17 protein-coding genes are annotated in these 17,583 nt (G+C 58.3%); 16 read left to right on the top strand and 1 reads right to left on the bottom strand.

Going from position 1 to position 17,583, the window contains the following annotated elements:
• Positions 1 to 8: 8 nt before the first annotated feature.
• The 16 genes from rpmI to ETC00_RS13770 all read left to right on the top strand — a co-directional run bounded on the left by rpmI (position 9) and on the right by ETC00_RS13770 (position 17,163).
• Positions 9 to 206, top strand: a complete 198-nt coding sequence (gene rpmI / locus ETC00_RS13845) for a 50S ribosomal protein L35 (protein ID WP_171566664.1) — start codon at positions 9 to 11, stop codon at positions 204 to 206.
• Positions 207 to 303: 97 nt separating this feature from the next.
• A complete protein-coding gene (gene rplT / locus ETC00_RS13840; RefSeq protein WP_171566663.1) occupies positions 304 to 663 on the top strand; it encodes a 50S ribosomal protein L20 in 360 nt (119 codons plus the stop codon).
• Between the two features lie 381 nt (positions 664 to 1,044).
• A complete protein-coding gene (locus ETC00_RS13835; protein WP_171566662.1) occupies positions 1,045 to 1,746 on the top strand; it encodes a phosphoadenylyl-sulfate reductase in 702 nt (233 codons plus the stop codon).
• A 20-nt stretch (positions 1,747 to 1,766) separates the two neighbouring features.
• Positions 1,767 to 2,933 (top strand): sulfate adenylyltransferase, encoded by a 1,167-nt coding sequence (sat, locus tag ETC00_RS13830; RefSeq protein WP_171566661.1) that lies wholly within the window; start codon positions 1,767 to 1,769, stop codon positions 2,931 to 2,933.
• 633 nt (positions 2,934 to 3,566) lie between these two features.
• Entirely contained in the window at positions 3,567 to 5,303 is a 1,737-nt protein-coding gene (gene ilvB / locus ETC00_RS13825; protein ID WP_171566660.1) for a biosynthetic-type acetolactate synthase large subunit, read from the top strand.
• A complete protein-coding gene (gene ilvN, locus ETC00_RS13820; RefSeq protein ID WP_171566659.1) occupies positions 5,304 to 5,798 on the top strand; it encodes an acetolactate synthase small subunit in 495 nt (164 codons plus the stop codon).
• A gap of 58 nt (positions 5,799 to 5,856) precedes the next feature.
• Positions 5,857 to 6,879 carry a ketol-acid reductoisomerase gene (gene ilvC, locus ETC00_RS13815; RefSeq protein WP_171566658.1) on the top strand — a complete coding sequence of 341 codons (1,023 nt, stop codon included), beginning with the start codon at positions 5,857 to 5,859 and terminating at the stop codon, positions 6,877 to 6,879.
• Positions 6,880 to 6,938: 59 nt separating this feature from the next.
• On the top strand, positions 6,939 to 8,471 hold the full coding sequence (locus ETC00_RS13810) for a 2-isopropylmalate synthase (protein WP_171566657.1): 1,533 nt from the start codon (positions 6,939 to 6,941) through the stop codon (positions 8,469 to 8,471).
• Between the two features lie 109 nt (positions 8,472 to 8,580).
• Complete coding sequence (gene leuB, locus ETC00_RS13805) at positions 8,581 to 9,675, top strand: 3-isopropylmalate dehydrogenase (RefSeq protein WP_171566656.1); 1,095 nt, start codon at positions 8,581 to 8,583, stop codon at positions 9,673 to 9,675.
• A 271-nt stretch (positions 9,676 to 9,946) separates the two neighbouring features.
• Complete coding sequence (locus ETC00_RS13800; RefSeq protein ID WP_171566655.1) at positions 9,947 to 11,341, top strand: sodium:solute symporter family protein; 1,395 nt, start codon at positions 9,947 to 9,949, stop codon at positions 11,339 to 11,341.
• 221 nt (positions 11,342 to 11,562) lie between these two features.
• Entirely contained in the window at positions 11,563 to 12,540 is a 978-nt protein-coding gene (locus tag ETC00_RS13795; protein WP_171566654.1) for a peptidylprolyl isomerase, read from the top strand.
• A gap of 60 nt (positions 12,541 to 12,600) precedes the next feature.
• On the top strand, positions 12,601 to 13,332 hold the full coding sequence (locus ETC00_RS13790) for an N-acetylmuramoyl-L-alanine amidase family protein (protein WP_171566653.1): 732 nt from the start codon (positions 12,601 to 12,603) through the stop codon (positions 13,330 to 13,332).
• 227 nt (positions 13,333 to 13,559) lie between these two features.
• Positions 13,560 to 14,066, top strand: a complete 507-nt coding sequence (locus tag ETC00_RS13785) for a MogA/MoaB family molybdenum cofactor biosynthesis protein (protein WP_171566652.1) — start codon at positions 13,560 to 13,562, stop codon at positions 14,064 to 14,066.
• A gap of 108 nt (positions 14,067 to 14,174) precedes the next feature.
• On the top strand, positions 14,175 to 15,959 hold the full coding sequence (locus ETC00_RS13780; RefSeq protein WP_171566651.1) for a B12-binding domain-containing radical SAM protein: 1,785 nt from the start codon (positions 14,175 to 14,177) through the stop codon (positions 15,957 to 15,959).
• A gap of 216 nt (positions 15,960 to 16,175) precedes the next feature.
• A complete protein-coding gene (locus ETC00_RS13775; RefSeq protein WP_171566650.1) occupies positions 16,176 to 16,793 on the top strand; it encodes a DedA family protein in 618 nt (205 codons plus the stop codon).
• A 4-nt stretch (positions 16,794 to 16,797) separates the two neighbouring features.
• Positions 16,798 to 17,163: a DUF1294 domain-containing protein gene (locus ETC00_RS13770; RefSeq protein WP_171566649.1), complete on the top strand. Its 366-nt coding sequence runs from the start codon at positions 16,798 to 16,800 to the stop codon at positions 17,161 to 17,163.
• 130 nt (positions 17,164 to 17,293) lie between these two features.
• On the opposite strand, the gene sspI is transcribed toward ETC00_RS13770, so the two are convergent.
• On the bottom strand, positions 17,294 to 17,530 hold the full coding sequence (gene sspI / locus ETC00_RS13765) for a small acid-soluble spore protein SspI (protein WP_171566648.1): 237 nt from the start codon (positions 17,528 to 17,530) through the stop codon (positions 17,294 to 17,296).
• Positions 17,531 to 17,583: the final 53 nt, after the last annotated feature.

The raw sequence follows: 17,583 nt of genomic DNA, 5'->3' as shown, positions 1-17,583 counted from the left end.
TTTCTACCATGCCGAAAATGAAAACCCATAAAGGCGCAGCGAAGCGCTTCAAAAAAACCGGTAGCGGAAAACTGAAGCGTGACCACGCCTACACCAGCCACTTGTTCGCCAACAAATCCACCAAGGCAAAACGCCATCTGCGCAAAAGCTCTCTGGTGTCCAAAGGCGACCAAAAACGTATCGAACAACTCGTTACGTACCTGTAAGATTGTTTCGCACTACCATACACTATTACGCAGCATGCGCTCCCTAAGCGCCTCGTAAGCGGGGCCGCCATGCTGGAATGACCAGGAGGAATTACGTATGCCAAGAGTAAAAGGTGGCATTGTTACACGCCGTCGTCACAAGAAAATCCTGAAACTGGCGAAAGGATACTTCGGTTCCAAACACCGCCTGTTTAAGACTGCAAATGCGCAGGTAATGAAATCCCTGCTGTATGCATATCGTGACCGCCGTCAGAAAAAGCGCGACTTCCGCAAACTGTGGATCACCCGTATCAACGCGCAAGCTCGCCTGAACGGTCTGTCCTACAGCCGTCTGATGCACGGGCTGAAGGTAGCCGGCGTGGAAGTAAACCGCAAAATGCTGGCTGACCTGGCGGTTAACGACAAGGCTGCATTCAACGACCTGGCAGCACTGGCTAAAAGCAAACTGAACGCGTAAGCTGTTTTGCTGCGCACGACAAAGCATCCGAGCAATCGGGTGCTTTTTTTATGCGCTGATCGCGCTGGAGATGCGGCCTGCGACCTGGGGCCCGGAGTCTGGGGGCATTGGTCGTGATTGGGCCTATATTCCCAAAAACCATACAAGCGATTTTTTCAGCCAACGGTGGGGATCAAGGGAATTTTACACACAAATACGGACTTGATCGCTGCAGAGGGACGGCTCAGTACAACCAGTGAACCTCCTGGCTGGCAGGCTCAAGGGAGGTCTGCTTCTTTTTTTGCGTCAAAGTAACGACAATCGCCACCGTGGACGAATCTCCACTTGCCTCGGCGGCTCATATGATGTTGGGGTAACGCCTAGCAAGAAGGGAGAATCAGCATGAACCATCGCCGCAGGATAACGGATGACGAGTTGAATCTGACAGCCAGCCGGTTGGAGAACATGCGGCCTGAGGACGCACTGGCGTGGGCGGTCGAACAGTTTGGCGACCGCGTGGCGCTGGCTTCCAGCTTCGGCGCGGAGGACGTGGTGTTGATCGACATGCTGCACAAGCTGGCACCCGCCACTCCCGTGTTTTACCTGGATACCGGACTTCACTTTGCAGAAACCTACGGTGTCCGCGACCGTCTCCGGGAACGGTACGGGATCGAGTTTATCCGCGTGCTGCCCAAGCTGACGCTGGCTGAACAGGCGGAACAATACGGCGACAACCTGTGGGAGAGGGAGCCCAATCTCTGCTGCCAACTGCGCAAGGTGGAACCGCTGGGTGATTTTCTCGCCGGGTATGACGCCTGGATCACCGGGATTCGCCGGCAGCAGGCGCCGACGCGGGCCGGTGCGAAAAAGGCGGAGTGGGACGAAAAGTTTCAGTTGGTCAAGGTCAATCCCCTCGCCGATTGGAGCCACGAACAGGTTTGGCAGTACATCCGGGAGCACGACGTGCCGTACAACCCGCTGCACGACCGGAATTATCCCAGCATCGGCTGCCGTGTCTGCACGCGGCCTGTTCGCCCGGGAGAAGACCTGCGTGCCGGCCGCTGGTCGGGCTTCGCCAAGACTGAGTGCGGGCTGCACAAATGAATGTCAAGGGAGGAATGAGCATGAGCCATACGATCCTGCCGCACGGCGGTACGCTGGTCAATCGGCTCGCGGAAAATGCCTGTCAGGATGGCGTTGACGAGCGGCTGCGAAGCGTGACGGTCGACCGCTGGACGTTGTCCGATCTCGATTGTCTGGCGATCGGGGCGTTTTCTCCGCTGACCGGGTTTCTGGGGGAGCGCGATTACGACGCCGTCGTGGAGACGATGAGATTGGCCGACGGGACGGTTTGGCCGCTGCCGGTTACGCTTGCCGTTGATGAGAAGGAATACGCGGATGTGCGGGAGGGTGAGCGCCTGCTCTTGCGCGGAGAAGACGGAAAGGCATACGCCGTGCTCACCGTCGAAAGCCGGTATCGTCCAGACAAACGGCGGGAGGCGAGGCTCGTCTTTGGCACCGAAGACCCGTCCCATCCCGGCGTAAGCAAGCTCTTTGCCAAGCCCGCCCTCTATCTGGGCGGTCCCATCGAGCTAATGCAGCGGCCGATCCCCCGGCAGTTTGCCGCCTATTACTGCACGCCGGCAGAGACGCGGGCTGCGTTCAAGGAAAGAGGCTGGAAGACTGTCGTTGGGTTTCAGACGCGCAATCCGATCCACCGGGCGCATGAGTACATTCAGAAAACGGCGCTGGAAATCGTCGACGGGTTGTTCCTCAATCCGCTCATGGGCGAAACGAAGGCGGACGACGTGCCGGCCGCCGTACGCATGGAAAGTTATCTGGTGCTGCTCCGCCATTATTACCCCCCGGAACGCGTCTTCCTCGCTGCCTTTCCCGCCGCGATGCGCTACGCCGGTCCGCGGGAAGCGGTGTTCCACGCGCTCGTGCGCAAAAATTACGGCTGCACCCATTTTATCGTCGGCCGCGATCATGCTGGCGTGGGCAACTTTTACGGAACCTACGACGCCCAGCGCATTTTCTCCGCATTTTCGCCGGGTGAGTTGGGCATCCAGCCGCTCTTTTTTGAACACAGCTTTTACTGCACGGCCTGCCAGGGGATGGCCACAGCCAAGACCTGCCCGCACGGAGCGGAATGGCACGTGGCGCTGTCCGGGACCAAGGTGCGGCAAATGCTGAAGAGCGGGCAGACGCCACCGCCCGAGATTACCCGGCCCGAGGTGGCCCAGGTGCTGATCGCCGGGCTGGCTGAAGCAGGCTGCGCCAAATCGTGACGGAGGAGAAAACCAATCTTCTGAGGCAGCGGGTCCGGGGATTTTCCCGGGCTTTTTTCTTCGTCCTGCTTTAGGTCTATGCCGGGCAGAAAAGCGGGGACAGAAAGCGATTTTCATGTATCCGCTTACACGTAAAAACCGCGCCGTTTCGCGGTTTTTGACTGAACATTCGTTCGGACAAAAGTCTGGAAAAATGTTTTTGATCTCGTTGACACCCCTTGGGCGCGTGACTATAATCAGACATAACACTTTATTTTCTGACAACTTCAAAATTGGCAATATTGGTATAATCACAGGCTGTGACGAGGATGGTGCCCGCCTCTTCTTTTACAGAGAGCCCAGGGAGCTGAGAATGGGTAAAGAATGCGATCGCACTGCTCACCTCCGAGCCGTCTTGCCGAACGTTGCTCCTGTCCGTCAATCAGTAGGCAAGACCGGATGACACCCGTTAGCGTGTTGCAGTCGACGAAATGACTGGCTGAGATCGGCTGACCGTGAGGCGCCGATGAAGTTGGGTGGTACCGCGAACCCTTTCGCCCCAAGCAGACATGGAACCAGAACCGTGTCGGGGCGAAAGGGTTTTTCTATTAGCCAATAGGTTTTTTCAATATGGGGAGTGGAGGAGGAGAGAAAATGAGTGTTCAGATCGCCGAATTGCAGGGAAAAAGCGGCATGCCGCCGGTCCGGTTCGGTGAGGAGTTGACGGGAGCGGAGACGCTTCTGCGATGTCTCATCCTGGAGCAGGTGGAGTACATCTTTGGCTATCCGGGCGGTGCGGTGCTGCCGATTTACGACTCCCTGTACGGCAGCTACTTCAAGCACATCCTGACCCGTCACGAGCAGGGCGCGATTCACGCCGCCGACGGGTATGCGCGGGCGACCGGAAAGCCGGGCGTCGTCATCGCCACCTCTGGCCCGGGGGCGACCAACCTGGTGACCGGCATCGCCACCGCGCAGATGGATTCCGTGCCGCTGGTCTGCATCACCGGCAACGTGGCCCAGAACCTGATCGGCACCGACGCCTTCCAGGAGGCCAACATCACGGGGATCACGATTCCGATTACCAAGCACAGCTACTTCGTTCGCGACGTCCGCGACCTGCCGCGCATCGTCAAAGAGGCGTTCCACATCGCCACGACGGGGCGGCCCGGACCGGTCCTGATCGACATCCCCAAGGATGTGAGCAACGCCAAGGCGCCGTTCAGCTATCCGGAAACTGTGGAAATTCGCGGCTACCAGGCATCTCAGGTGCCGAGCGATGAGGACGTGCAGGCGTTCGTCGCGGCGATCCGGGAAGCGAAGCGTCCGGTCATTCTCGCCGGCGGCGGGATCATATCGGCGGGGGCCGATCGGGAACTGCTCGCTTTCGCGGAAAAGACGCGGATTCCGGTGATCAACACCTTCATGGGACTGGGCGGTTTCCCTGGCGTACACGAATTGGCGCTGGGCATGCCGGGGATGCACGGCAGTTACACCGCCAACCAGGCGCTGCTCAACGCAGACTGTGTGATTGGCCTCGGCGCCCGCTTTGACGACCGGATCACGATGGGACGCACCAGAGAGTTTGCCCCCAAGGCCCGAATCGTCCACGTCGACATCGACCCGGCGGAATTGGGCAAAAACGTAGCCACCGCCGTCAAGGTGGCAGGCGACGTGAAGAGCACGCTGCAAAAGGCGCTGCCGCTCGTCACCGCGTGCGACTCGGAAGCCTGGATCGCCCAGTTGAAACAGTGGCAGGAGCAGCATCCGTACCGCTACAAGCGCGACGAGCAGGTGCTGAAGCCGCAGGCAGTCATCGAGCTCTTGTACCGCACCACCAACGGGGAAGCGATCGTCACCACAGACGTCGGTCAGCACCAGATGTGGGTGGCGCAGTACTACAAGTTCAAGCACGCCCGTTCGCTCATCTCCTCCGGCGGCCTTGGCACGATGGGATTCGGTTTCCCGGCGGCGATCGGGGCGCAAATCGCCCACCCGGACCGCACTGTGATCGCGGTGGTGGGAGACGGCGGTTTCCAGATGACCAGTCAGGAGCTGGCGATTCTCGCCCAGTACAACACGCCGGTCAAGGTGGCAATCATCAACAACCAGTGCCTCGGCATGGTGCGTCAGTGGCAGCAGCTGTTCTACGACAACCGCTACAGCCAGATTGACCTGACCCACAGCCCCGACTTCGTCAAGCTGGCGGAAGCGTACGGCGTCAAAGGACTGAGGGCAACCACGCCGCAAGAGGCGGAAGATGTCTGGGCGGAGGCGCTCCGGCATGACGGTCCGGTGGTCGTGGACTTCCGGGTGGCCCAGGAGGAAAACGTCTACCCGATGGTGGCAGCGGGCAACACATTAGATCAAATGGTATTGGGGGACGAATAGATGCAGCGACATACGATTGCGGTACTCGTCAACGATTACCCCGGCGTGTTAATGCGTGTCGCCAATCTGTTTGGTCAGCGCGGCTTCAACATCGACAGCATTACGGTGGGCGCCAGCGAAGAGCCGGGTCTCTCCCGGATGATCATCACCACCGGGGGTGACGAACAGAAAATTGAGCAGTTGATGAAACAGTTGTCCAAACTGATCGACGTGATCTCGGTGACCAACCTGAGCGAGAATCCGTTCGTGTCGCGGGAACTGGCGCTGATCAAGGTGAGCGCCACGCCGAGCCAGCTTGCGGAGCTGAACGGGATCGTCGAACCGTTCCGGGCGACGATCGTCGATGTCGGCCCCACCTCGCTGATTGTGCAGGTGACCGGCGATACCGAGAAAATCGATGCGCTGCTGGTGCTCCTGCAGAACTACGGGGTCGTCGAACTGACGCGAACCGGCACGCTCGCGATGGCGCGCAGCGTGGTGCCGGCCACCGTGTAAGCAGCAGTCAAATTCAGAATAGTGATTCCATCTAAAAATTTTTAAGGAGGCTAAACAAATGGTAAACATGTACTACGAAGCAGACGTAAATAAAGAGGCATTGCGAGGCAAGACCATCGCCATCATCGGCTACGGCAGCCAAGGGCACGCACAGGCGCAGAACCTGCGTGACAGCGGCTATCAGGTAATCGTCGGCCTGCGTCCGGGCAAGTCCTGGGAACAGGCGGTTAAGGACGGCTTCCAGGTGGTAACCGTTGCTGAAGCAGCCAGCCGCGCCGACGTGGTGCAAATCCTCATGCCGGACGAACGCCAGGCTCAGGTGTATCGCGACGAAATCGCACCCAACCTGAAAGCTGGAGCTACGCTCTGCTTCTCCCATGGCTTTAACATCCACTTTGGCCAGATCGTGCCGCCGGCCGATGTTGACGTAATCATGGTGGCGCCGAAGAGCCCGGGTCACCTCGTGCGCCGCGTCTTCCAAGAAGGCTTTGGCGTGCCGGGCCTGATCGCTGTCTATCAGGATGCGTCGGGCAGGGCAAAAGAGACGGCGCTGGCCTACGCGAGCGGCATCGGCTGCACCAAAGCGGGCGTCATCGAAACGACTTTCCGCGAAGAGACCGAAACCGACCTGTTCGGGGAGCAGGCAGTACTCTGCGGCGGTGTGAGCGAGCTGGTGAAAGCTGGTTTTGACACCCTGGTGGAAGCAGGCTACAAGCCGGAGATCGCCTACTTTGAATGTCTGCACGAGCTGAAGCTGATCGTCGACCTGATGTACGAAGGCGGCCTCGCCCGCATGCGTTACTCCATCAGTGATACCGCCGAATACGGCGATTACAGCACCGGACGCCGCATCATCACGGAACAGACACGTCAGGAAATGAAAAAAGTGCTCGCCGAAATCCAGGATGGCACCTTTGCCCGCAACTGGATCCTGGAGAACCAGGCAAACCGTCCGGCATTCAACGCACGCCGCCGTCTGGAAGCGGAGCATGGTATCGAACAAGTAGGGGCGAAGCTCCGCAGCATGATGTCCTGGCTGAACAACGAGACAAAAAAAGAAGAAGCAAAGGTTGGTCAGTAACAGCCTGAAAAATGGCTGACAAAAGATTGAAATGGGAACCCAGTGGAGGTGGAGAGTTCATGCGGACCATAGAGATTTTTGATACAACATTGCGCGACGGGGAGCAGACTCCCGGTGTCAACATCAGCACGAACGAAAAGGTGGAGATCGCCCTGCAGCTGGAGAAGCTGGGCGTAACGAGAATCGAGGCGGGGTTTGCCGCTGCTTCCCCGGGCGATCAAAAGTCCGTGGCCGACGTGGCAAAGCGGGTGAAGAATTCCACCATCGTCAGCCTCGCCCGTGCCGTCAAGGACGACATGGATAAGGCGTACGAGGCGCTGCGCCACGCGCAGGATGCCTGCCTCCACGTCTTTATCGCAACTTCGCCGATCCATCGCCAGTACAAACTGCGGATGAGCAAGGAGCAGGTGCTGGCGCGGGCGGTGGAGGCGGTTACCTACGCAAAGAAGTACTTCTCGCAGGTCCAGTTCTCCGCGGAGGACGCAGCCCGCACCGAAATTGACTTTTTGGCGGAAGTGGTGGAGGCAGTCATCAAGGCGGGCGCCACCACTGTCAACATCCCCGACACGGTCGGCTACATGACGCCGTACGAGTACGGCAACATCTTCCGCGAACTGCGCCGGCGCGTTCCCGGCATCGAAGGAGTCCGCTTGAGCTGTCACTGTCATGACGACCTCGGCATGGCCGTGGCCAACAGCCTGGCGGCGATCGAAGCGGGCGCGACCCAGGTGGAAGGCACGATCAACGGCATCGGCGAACGGGCGGGCAACGCGGCGTTGGAAGAAGTGGCACTGGCGTTGGAGACCCGCAAGGACTACTACCAGGCCACGACCAAGCTCAACCTGAAAGAGATTGCCCGCACCAGCCAGCTGGTCAGCCGTCTGACCGGGATGATCGTACCGGGCAACAAGGCGGTGGTAGGGGCCAACGCGTTTGCCCACGAGTCCGGCATTCACCAGGACGGCGTGCTGAAAGAGGCATCCACCTACGAAATCATCCGTCCCGAGACGGTCGGCTTCAAGTCGAACAAACTGGTGCTGGGCAAACACTCCGGCCGTCACGCCTTCAAGGAGAAACTGATGGAACTGGGCTACCATCTGGAACAGGAGGAAATCGACGCAGCGTTTGCTGCCTTTAAGGACTTGTGCGACAAGAAGAAAGAAGTCAGCGACGACGACATCCTCGCGCTGGTTGACGCCAAGATGGTTCGCGGAACAGAAATGTACCGGCTGGAGTCGGTGCAGCTCTCCTACGGCAACATCTCCCTGCCGACGGCAAGTGTCAGACTGGTGCGTGCCGACGGTACAGTGTGCGAGGAAGCGGCGTGCGGCAACGGTTCCGTCGACTCGATCTACAAGGCGATTGACCGGGCGACAGGCGAGGAAGTCACGCTGACGGACTACAAGATTCTTTCTGTCACGCACGGCAAGGACGCGCTCGGGGAAGTGTTTGTCCGCCTGCAGCAGGGAGACCTTACCGTTACCGGTCGCGGGGTCAGCACCGACGTGCTGGAGGCGAGCGCGATCGCGTATGTGCGGGCCGTCAACAAGATCCTGGAGCGCAAGAACACGCTGACAGTGGCCGCCAACTGACGAGGACGGCAGGATAGGATGGAAGAGAAACCAGGAACGTTCGGAAAAGAGTACGTACAGAACCACTATATAATAGAAACAACTATACACGGAAAAGCGGGATGAAACGATGAAGAAAACCTTTCGCATTGCCGTTCTGCCCGGGGATGGAATCGGACCGGAGATCATGGAGGAAGCAGTAAAGGTTCTCTCCCTCGTGGCGGAACGGGAAGGAGTTACATTTGAATTCAAGCACGGACGGATCGGCGGAATCGCCATCGACACGGACGGCACGCCGCTGCCGGAAGAGACGTTGAGGATCGCCAAGGAGGCGGACGCGGTGATGCTCGGCGCCGTGGGAGGTCCCAAGTGGGATCAGAATCCGGGCCATCTCCGTCCGGAGGCGGGGCTGCTCGGCATCCGCAAGGCGTTGGGGCTGTTCGCCAACATCCGTCCGGCGACGATGCACCCTTCGCTGGTGGAGGCCTCCTCGCTCAAACCGGAAGTAGTCTCCGGAGTCGATCTGATCGTTGTCCGGGAGCTTACCGGCGGCATTTACTTCGGCGAGAAAAAGCGCTATGACGGGCCCAATGGCGAAGTGGCGGAAGACCAGTGCATCTACCACGAAGCGGAAATCGAGCGCATCGTGCGCGTTGCCTTCGACATTGCCCGCAAGCGGCAGAAGCGCCTCGTCTCGGTCGACAAGGCCAACGTCCTGGAAAGCTCCCGCCTGTGGCGCAAGGTGACCGAACGAGTGGCAGCCGACTACCCTGATGTGGAACTGTCCCACATGCTGGTGGACGCCTGCGCGATGCAGCTCGTTCGCGCGCCCAAGCAGTTTGATGTGATCGTTACGGAAAACATGTTTGGCGACATCCTGAGCGATCAGGCAGCGATGCTGACCGGCTCGATCGGTATGCTGGCGTCGGCCAGCCTGGCGGAAGGCAGCTTTGGGCTGTACGAACCGGTTCACGGCTCGGCACCTGACATCGCCGGCCAAGGCATCGCCAATCCGCTGGCAACGATTCTCTCTGCGGCGATGATGCTGCGCCACTCATTCGGGATGGACGCGGCAGCGGACGCAGTGGAGCGTGCGGTCTGGTCGGTGTTGGAGGCGGGGCACCGGACCGGTGACATCGCTGCCGACCGCAGCCGGGCGATCGGTACGGCGGAGATGGGCAGACTGGTCCGCGAAGCTCTCCAAAGCCAGGCCATTTCCCGATAAGAGCAGAGTACCGCAAAAAGACCCTGAGTCTTCGTCCGACGGATTGGACGGAGACTCAGGGTTTTTCCGATTGGCAAAAACGTTTTCCAGCATACCGGGTCGGCGACATAGCCGTTTCATCAGGAGCCACTGCGCGCCATGGACTTAGCCTACACGCTGTTCCGTCCCCAATGGACGGTTTTTACTTGTCACTGTACCGGTTCTCGTCATATACTAATAACATTCATAGAATGAGTCGCAATTTCCTGATTCGTGCGAAAGAGGTGTCATCGTGTCTTCGCTTGGCTTTCTGCTCAGTTTTGTTGCCATTTTGGCGTGTACGATCGCTGCCGGCCTGATCGCCAAGCGATCCGTTCGCCGCAGCAGTGACTTTAGCAACGCCAGCGGTTCGCTGTCGGCGGGGATGGTGGCCGGTGCGCTTGTCGGCGGATTTGTCGGCGGCACGTCGATTGTCGGCACGGGCGAACTTGCTTTCCGGCATGGACTGGCCGCAGTGTGGTTTACGCTGGGAGGCGGGGTGGCTGTTATCCTGCTCGGATTGTGTGCCGCTCGCTTCCTCCGGCTGCAGGTGGAAACACTGCCCGAGCTGATCGGCACGCAGTACGGCGGACGAGCCCAGCTTGGAGCCAGCCTGTTTCTGTCGCTGGGGATGTTTATCCAGGTGATCGCGCAGTTGTTGGCCGCCCTGCCCTTTGTCTCCGTCTTCTGGAAGGCTCCGCTGCCGCTACTGGCGCTGATTCCCGCTGTTCTGATCTTCGCCTACGTGCTGGCCGGGGGATTTATGGGGGCGAGTATCGTCGGCACGCTGAAAACGGTTATGCTCATCCTCCTGCTGCTGGGAACGGGTGTCTGGCTGTGGGGAGCGTTGGGCGGTGAGACGATTGTCAGCTGGTGGCAGCAGGGGCGTCTTTCCCTGGTGGTTCCCGAAGCGGGACTGGGATGGGTGCAGGGAGCGTCGATGATTGTGGGGATTTTTTCCACGCAGGCCTATCTGCAGCCTATCTTTGCGAGCCGCAGTGAACGAGAAGCGCGCAGCGGTTCGATTGCAGCCGGTCTGATCATCATCCTCATCGGGCTGGTCAGCGCCTGGATCGGCATGTTCATGCACGACACCCACCCCGAGCTGGCGCCGCGCGAGGCTGTCCCGATGTTTTTCCTGATCCATGCACCGTCCTGGCTGGCGGGAGCCGCTTATGCCGTCATACTCCTGTCCGTCGTGATGACCGGAGCGGCTCTGGCGCTGAGCATCGCCACGATCCTCAACCGGGACGTGATCCAGCGCTACACCGCCCGGTTCCGTTCAGAGGAGAGCAAGCTGCGCCTGTCCCGGGCGCTCATCCTGGTCGTCATCGCAGTTGCCTATGCGGTGGTCTGCCTGGACGAAAACGCGTTGATCCTGCACTGGGCATTTTTGGCCATGACGCTCAGGGGAGTGACGATCTTCTTTCCGGTGCTGTTCTACCTCTTTCACATATCACCGGTGGAGCGGCATTGGGCGGTCGTGGCAGTCTGGGGAGCACCGTTGCTCGCGCTCGTCTGGGCGTGGTGGCTGTTGCCCCTCACCGGCATCGATCCGCTGTACGTGAGCGGTCTGTGGAGCGCGGCTGCATTGCTGGCCGGCCGCATGATCGCACGCAACACCCCGTCGCTTCGGCCGATGGGCTGAGCAGGAGGGCCATACCTTTTCTTGAAACATGCAGCCTTTTCATGAGCAAAAGGCTGCATGTTCTGCTTTTGAAGGTGCGTTTCCCTATTGTCAAAACAAAAGAAGGAAAATAAAAAATATTCAAAAATATATACCCAAAAATGTAAATTCCTGTTACTATAGGAATAGGTATATTTTTGCATATTTATTAAAATTATCCATACCGAGACGCAGGTGATTGGATGAAAACGCGCAAGAAATGGCTCTTTTTGTGCGCGGCATGCCTGTCGCTGACAGCGATGCTGATCTACGCTATGGCGGTGTACCAGCCGATTCTCTTTGTTGCCGGCGACCACATCTTTCGCAAAGATGACTGGGAGAGAATCAAACCCATCTATTTTCACGGGAGGCCGCATACGCCAGAAGAAGAGGAAAGGCTGCTGGAACAGCGCAGTTTGGAAGAACTGGTTCTCTACATGGGGAGACAAATGGGCGTCCGGATTGACGAGCGAATCATCGACGAGCACATGAAGCAGTTGGGGAGCACGAAAGAGGAGCGCGAACAGGTGCTGCGGCAGATGAACATGACGGAAGCGGACAGCGTCACGAACATACGGCGGGCCCTGATCGGTTTTGAAGTGAAGCGTAGGGTAACCGGGGAGATCACCGTGTCCGAGGAAGAAATAAACAGCTACTACCGGGAGCATCTCGAGTCGTTTCGCATTCCCGAACTGCGCACCATCTATTATGTCCGGGCTGGACAAGCTGACAAGCCGTTGATGGACAAGCTGAAAACCATCCGTGCAGAACGTTTTCCCTCCCTCCTCAAAGAGTACGATCTGGAGGGACGAGCCGGATTCCACGAATGGATTTCACAAGCCGAACTGTCCGCCACTGTCGGCGAGGAGGCTGCTGAGGCCGTGTTTCGCTCGCCCATAAAGCAGGTCGTCGGTCCGATCGTCTCTGAACAGTGGACGTATTGGTTTTTGCCGGATGAGATAATGCCGGCCAAAACGCAAAGCCTTGCGGAAGTGAGGGAAAAGATTTACCGGACGCTCTATCTGGAGAAAGAATCAATTGTGTACGGAAAATGGCTGGAGGAGCAGAAGAGGGCAAATCTGTACTGCTTGTTTACAGAAAATTTAAAAAACAATCGCTTTTGGGCGTTCTGGAGTGACCTGCCTGTGCGGTTGCAGTTGTTGTTCCAATCGCATGCGTAGTCTATCCGAGACGATTCGTCGTTTCGAATAGAAAAAAACCAGGAAAAAGGAGAGATGGGTATGAAATGGTCAAAAATGTTGGCTGTCACACTGATTGTGAGCAGCTTGGCGGCTGCCGCTCCCGCGTTTGCGGAGAGGGAAATCGCCAACGAACCAGCGTGGGACAGTGAACCCGCCCCGCGCAACTTCGACCCGAAAAAGCGGGAGGAAGCGGACAAACGCGTCTTTGACAAGGAATCGATTCGAATGGCCGCCAATCCAATCATCGTCATCGACCCCGGACATGGCGGGGACGACCCGGGCGCCACGGGCAACGGGTTGAAAGAGAAGGACTTGACGCTGGACATCGCGCTGCGGACCAGAAACTACATTGTGGCCAATTATCCGGCTACGGTGTACATGACGCGAAGCTCTGACACTACCGTTTCCCTGTCCAGCCGGACCTCATTTGCCAACGCCAGGAATGCCGATTTCTTTGTCTCCATGCACATCAACTCCGCGACAAACACTTCGGCCAACGGAATCGAGACGTACGCGTACCCGGGATCGGTAAACGGCAAGCGATTGGCTACCGAAACGTACAATCAATTGAAAAGTTCCTTCTCCAGTCACCGAGGGGTGAAGGAATATGCGTACTACGTGCTGACCTATACCAATATGCCGGCGACGCTTGGCGAGACCGGCTTCATTTCCAACGCCTCCGATGCGTCCAAACTGGCGCAGAGCTCGTTCCGTCAAACGCTTGCCACCCAATACGCGAACGGGATGCACCGGTACTGGTGGGGCTTTTAATAACACAGCAGGGGCACCGTACAACGTCACTGGTTGGACGGTGCCTTTCATTGTGCCCCGGGCCTGATGGCCGTCGATCACCACCGCTTCAAGCAGCCGACTGGATAGACTTTTCGCTCCATGGTATCATGGCTTCAGACAAGACAGGGTCGTTTGCGATAAAGCGGCGGGTGTGTTGTTCCCCATGGGGAGGGCAGCAGCCTGCCAAGACAGGAGAGAGAGTGGCAATGAGCACACAGGAACACAAAGCGGGGGCCCCCAAACGGGTGGGCTGCATGGTGATTACCGTTTCCGACACGCGCACCGAGGAGACGGACAAGAGCGGACAGCTGATGAAAGAGCTCTTGGCGGAGGCCGGCCATGCCGCGATCTTGTACCGGATCGTCAAGGATGAGCCGGCGGAGGTGGAAGCGGCGATCGAAGCCGGGATTGCCCATCCGGAAGTACAGGTGATCCTTCTGAACGGCGGCACCGGCATTTCTCAGCGCGACAACACGTATGAGGCGGTCTCCAGACTGCTGGAGAAGGAAATGCCCGGGTTTGGCGAACTGTTTCGCATGCTCAGCTACACCGAGGACATCGGTTCGGCGGCAATGTTGAGCCGGGCCATTGCCGGCACCCGGAAGGGAAAAGCGATTTTTTCCACCCCAGGCTCCACCGGTGCAGTGCGGCTGGCGATGACTCGGCTGATCGTGCCAGAACTGGGGCACGTCGTCCGGGAACTGAACAAGTAGGCGGGCAGGGCCGCCGGAGCCAGGATCTTCATTATTTGCCGCTGCCGGCGGCTTGTGTTACGGTTACGGATAGAACAAGCACGTATTTCAAGGAGAGTCGACAGACACATGAAGATTTTACTGTCTACGCTGAACGCCAAGTACATTCACTCATCCCTGGCGCTGCGTTACTTGCGAAGCTACGCCCGGCCGACGTTTCCCGACATCGAGCTGGTTGAATACACGATCAACGACGTGACGCTCAACATTGTCGCCGACGTCTACAAGCGGCAACCCGACGTTGCCGCCTTTTCCTGTTACATCTGGAACATCCGCGAGACGCTCGATGTGATCCGCAACCTGAAAAAGGTGCGGCCCGACCTGCCGGTGGTGCTGGGCGGGCCGGAAGTGACCTACGACGCCGACGAGTGGTTGAAGAAGCATCCGGAGATTGACGTGATCGTCATCGGTGAGGGAGAACAGACGTTTTTGGAACTGCTGCAGGTCTACGACGAATCCCGCCGGACAGGAGAGCCGCCCCGCCTGCGGGATGTAGCCGGGATTGCCTATCGCGAGGGGGAGCACGTGCGCTTCACCGCTCCCCGGGCGCAGATCGAAAACCTGGACACGATTCCGTCTCCGTATGCCGACAACCTGGACGAACTGAACAACCGCGTCGTCTACTTTGAAGCGTCCCGCGGCTGTCCGTTCAAATGCCAGTACTGCCTGTCGTCGATTGAGGATGGCGTGCGCTATTTCGGTCTGGAGCGGGTGAAGGCCGACCTGCTGCGGCTGATTCAGCACGGTGTCAAGACGATCAAGTTCGTCGATCGCACGTTTAACATCAACAAAAAATACGCGCTGGAAATCTTTCAGTTTTTGATCGACAACCACAACGGCACGATCTTTCAGTTTGAAATTACCGCCGACATCCTGCGCGCCGACGTACTCGACTTTTTGACGGAAAACGCGCCGCCCGGCATTTTCCGTTTTGAGATCGGCGTCCAGTCCACCAACGACGAGACCAACCGGCTGGTCCAGCGGATTCAGCGTTTCGATCGTCTGGCCCACACCGTCACCCGGATCAAGCAGTCGGGAAAAATTGCCCAGCACCTGGATCTGATCGCCGGTCTGCCGGAGGAGGATTACCACTCTTTCCGCAAGACATTCAACGACGTCTTTGCGCTGCGGCCGGAGGAACTGCAGCTCGGCTTTTTGAAAATGCTGCGCGGCACCGGCGTCCGCGCGCGTGCGGCCAACCACGGGTACATTTTCATGGACGAGGCGCCGTATGAGATTCTCGGCAACAACGTCCTGTCGTTTGCCGACATCCAGCGGATCAAGCGGGTGGAGGACGTATTGGAAAAATACTGGAACGCCCACCGCATGGATACCACACTGGAATGGCTGGTGACCCGCTGTTTTGAGACGCCATTTGATTTCTTCCAGGCATTCGGCGATTTTTGGGAAGAACAGGGCTGGAGCCGGATCGGCCACCAGTTGGAAGACCTGTTTGTGCGGCTGCGCCGCTTCCTGGAGACGCGGCAGGTGGAGCACCTCGACCACGTGATCAGCCTGATGAAATTTGACTACCTGCGCAAGCAGAAGCACCGTCCGCGCAAGCTGTGGTGGGATGATCTGCTGGACAAACGGGAGATGCAGGCAGCCTTTGAAGCAGTGCAACAGCGGCTGGATGATCTCCCGCCTGACTTTGCCCGGCGGGCGGCGCAGCAAAAGGACTTCTTCAAGCACACACTGTTGGCCAACATCAGCTTTGACATTGCGACGTGGATCAAGACGGGTGAGCTGGTGGAAGGGGACTATGTTCTGGTGGTATATTTTCCGTATGAAGACGGACGGGAGAACGACTTTGTCGTGGTGAGACGGGAAGCCGCCGCGAGCGGATTGGCGTAAGTGGACAAAAACGGGGCAGAATACAAATTTGGAGAACGTGATACGGATCGCTGGATGAAAGAAGGCGCAGCCGCGGCAGCCTGCGGACGGAATGACGGTGCACACGTAACTTTTTTTGCCCCGAACCGTATTACTTACAGGTTGTGAAAAAGGAACTATGCCGGAAATGGACAGGAAACAATGCCGCTGAGTGGCGAGGGTAGGGGATTTTGCGTCATGGAAATGAACATGCTGATGTCAATTATCGAGCAATATGGATATGCGGCCATCTTCTTTTTGCTCTGGCTGGGCATTGTCGGTTTGCCGATCCCCGACGAGCTCGTCGTCGCTACCGGCGGGTTTCTGGCGTCCTTGGCGCTGTTGGACCCTGTTTGCGCGTTTCTTGCCGGCTACCTGGGCGTGGCCTCGGGATTGACGATTGGGTTTTTACTGGGGAAGTTCTTCGGCCGCCCGATCCTTGCATGGTTGTCAAAGAGTGAGAAGATGAGGCATACGGTAGAGCGCTCCACCGGTCTCGTGGAGAAGTACGGGACCTTTGCCCTCTGCTTCAGCTATCTGTTTCCTGTCGTTCGCCACGTCGTTCCCTACATCGTCGCCATGGGCGGGATGACGTATCGGCGCTACGCGGTCCTGTCCTATCCGATCGGGTTGTTGTGGACGATCCTTTTTTATCTGATTGGCTACGTGTTCGGAAAAAACGTGGATGTGGTCGTGGCGATGATCCGCACCTACGGCTTCTTCGCCCTGTTTATCGTGATCGCGCTGCTCGTTGCGGGCTGGGCGGTTCACCGCTTGTTTCTGGCCGGCCGCTCCTTTCGGGCAAAAGGAGAATAAAGAGATGCGTCATCATAAATGGGTAACAAGGCACAGGCAGAGCCGCAACGCGGTATGGGTGGCGGGCTGGCTGCTCGTTTTGTGCGGCTGGTGGCTGTCGCGTCTGCCGTTTGTCGCAGCGGGACTGTTGGTGTTGAACGTGTACGCCGCCGGTCTGATGGCCGCTGACAAGCGTGCTGCGCGGCGGGGCGGACCGCGCGTTCCGGAGGCGAGCCTGCTGTTGAGCGCGTTGGTGGGCGGCGGAGCGGGCGCGCTGTTGGGCATGCTGGCCTGGCGCCACAAGACCCGGCATGCGCTGTTCATGACGGGGGTGCCGCTCATTTGCGCAGTTCAGATCGTTCTGATATGGGTTTGTCTGCTCAACCAATAGGCAACTGGTGAGAGAAGCCGCTCCTGCTAAGCAGGGGGGGTTTTCGTCCAACAGGTGGATGCAGAATCGTAATTGTGACGCACGTAAAACGGGAGAGACGACAGCGCCTCTCCCGCTGGTCCAAGCGTCCTTACACCGGCGATTGTGCCTGTTTTGGCAGATGGTCGGCGATTGTTTGCACCATGCTCTGCCGAGTCGCCTGATCACTGTTTTGCCACAGGACTTCAAACAGCACGCCCAGACCGGGCAGGGTTTTTTCCTGACCGCTTGCGATCGCGTCCGTGATCGTCTCCTGCACGTCGTTGGCACTGGAGCCCTGCATTTTGTACATGATCGCCTGGCGCAGATTGAGTGCGGCAATGTTCATGGCGGACATCCACTCCTTTTGTCGTGATGGCTGCGCCTATAGTATTCGTCCCG

This window comes from Brevibacillus sp. MCWH (assembly GCF_013096935.1).
Lineage (GTDB): Bacteria > Bacillota > Bacilli > Brevibacillales > Brevibacillaceae > Brevibacillus > Brevibacillus aydinogluensis.
The sequence above is the reverse complement of the archived record's forward strand: the minus strand, read 5'-3'. Positions and strand labels throughout refer to the sequence as shown.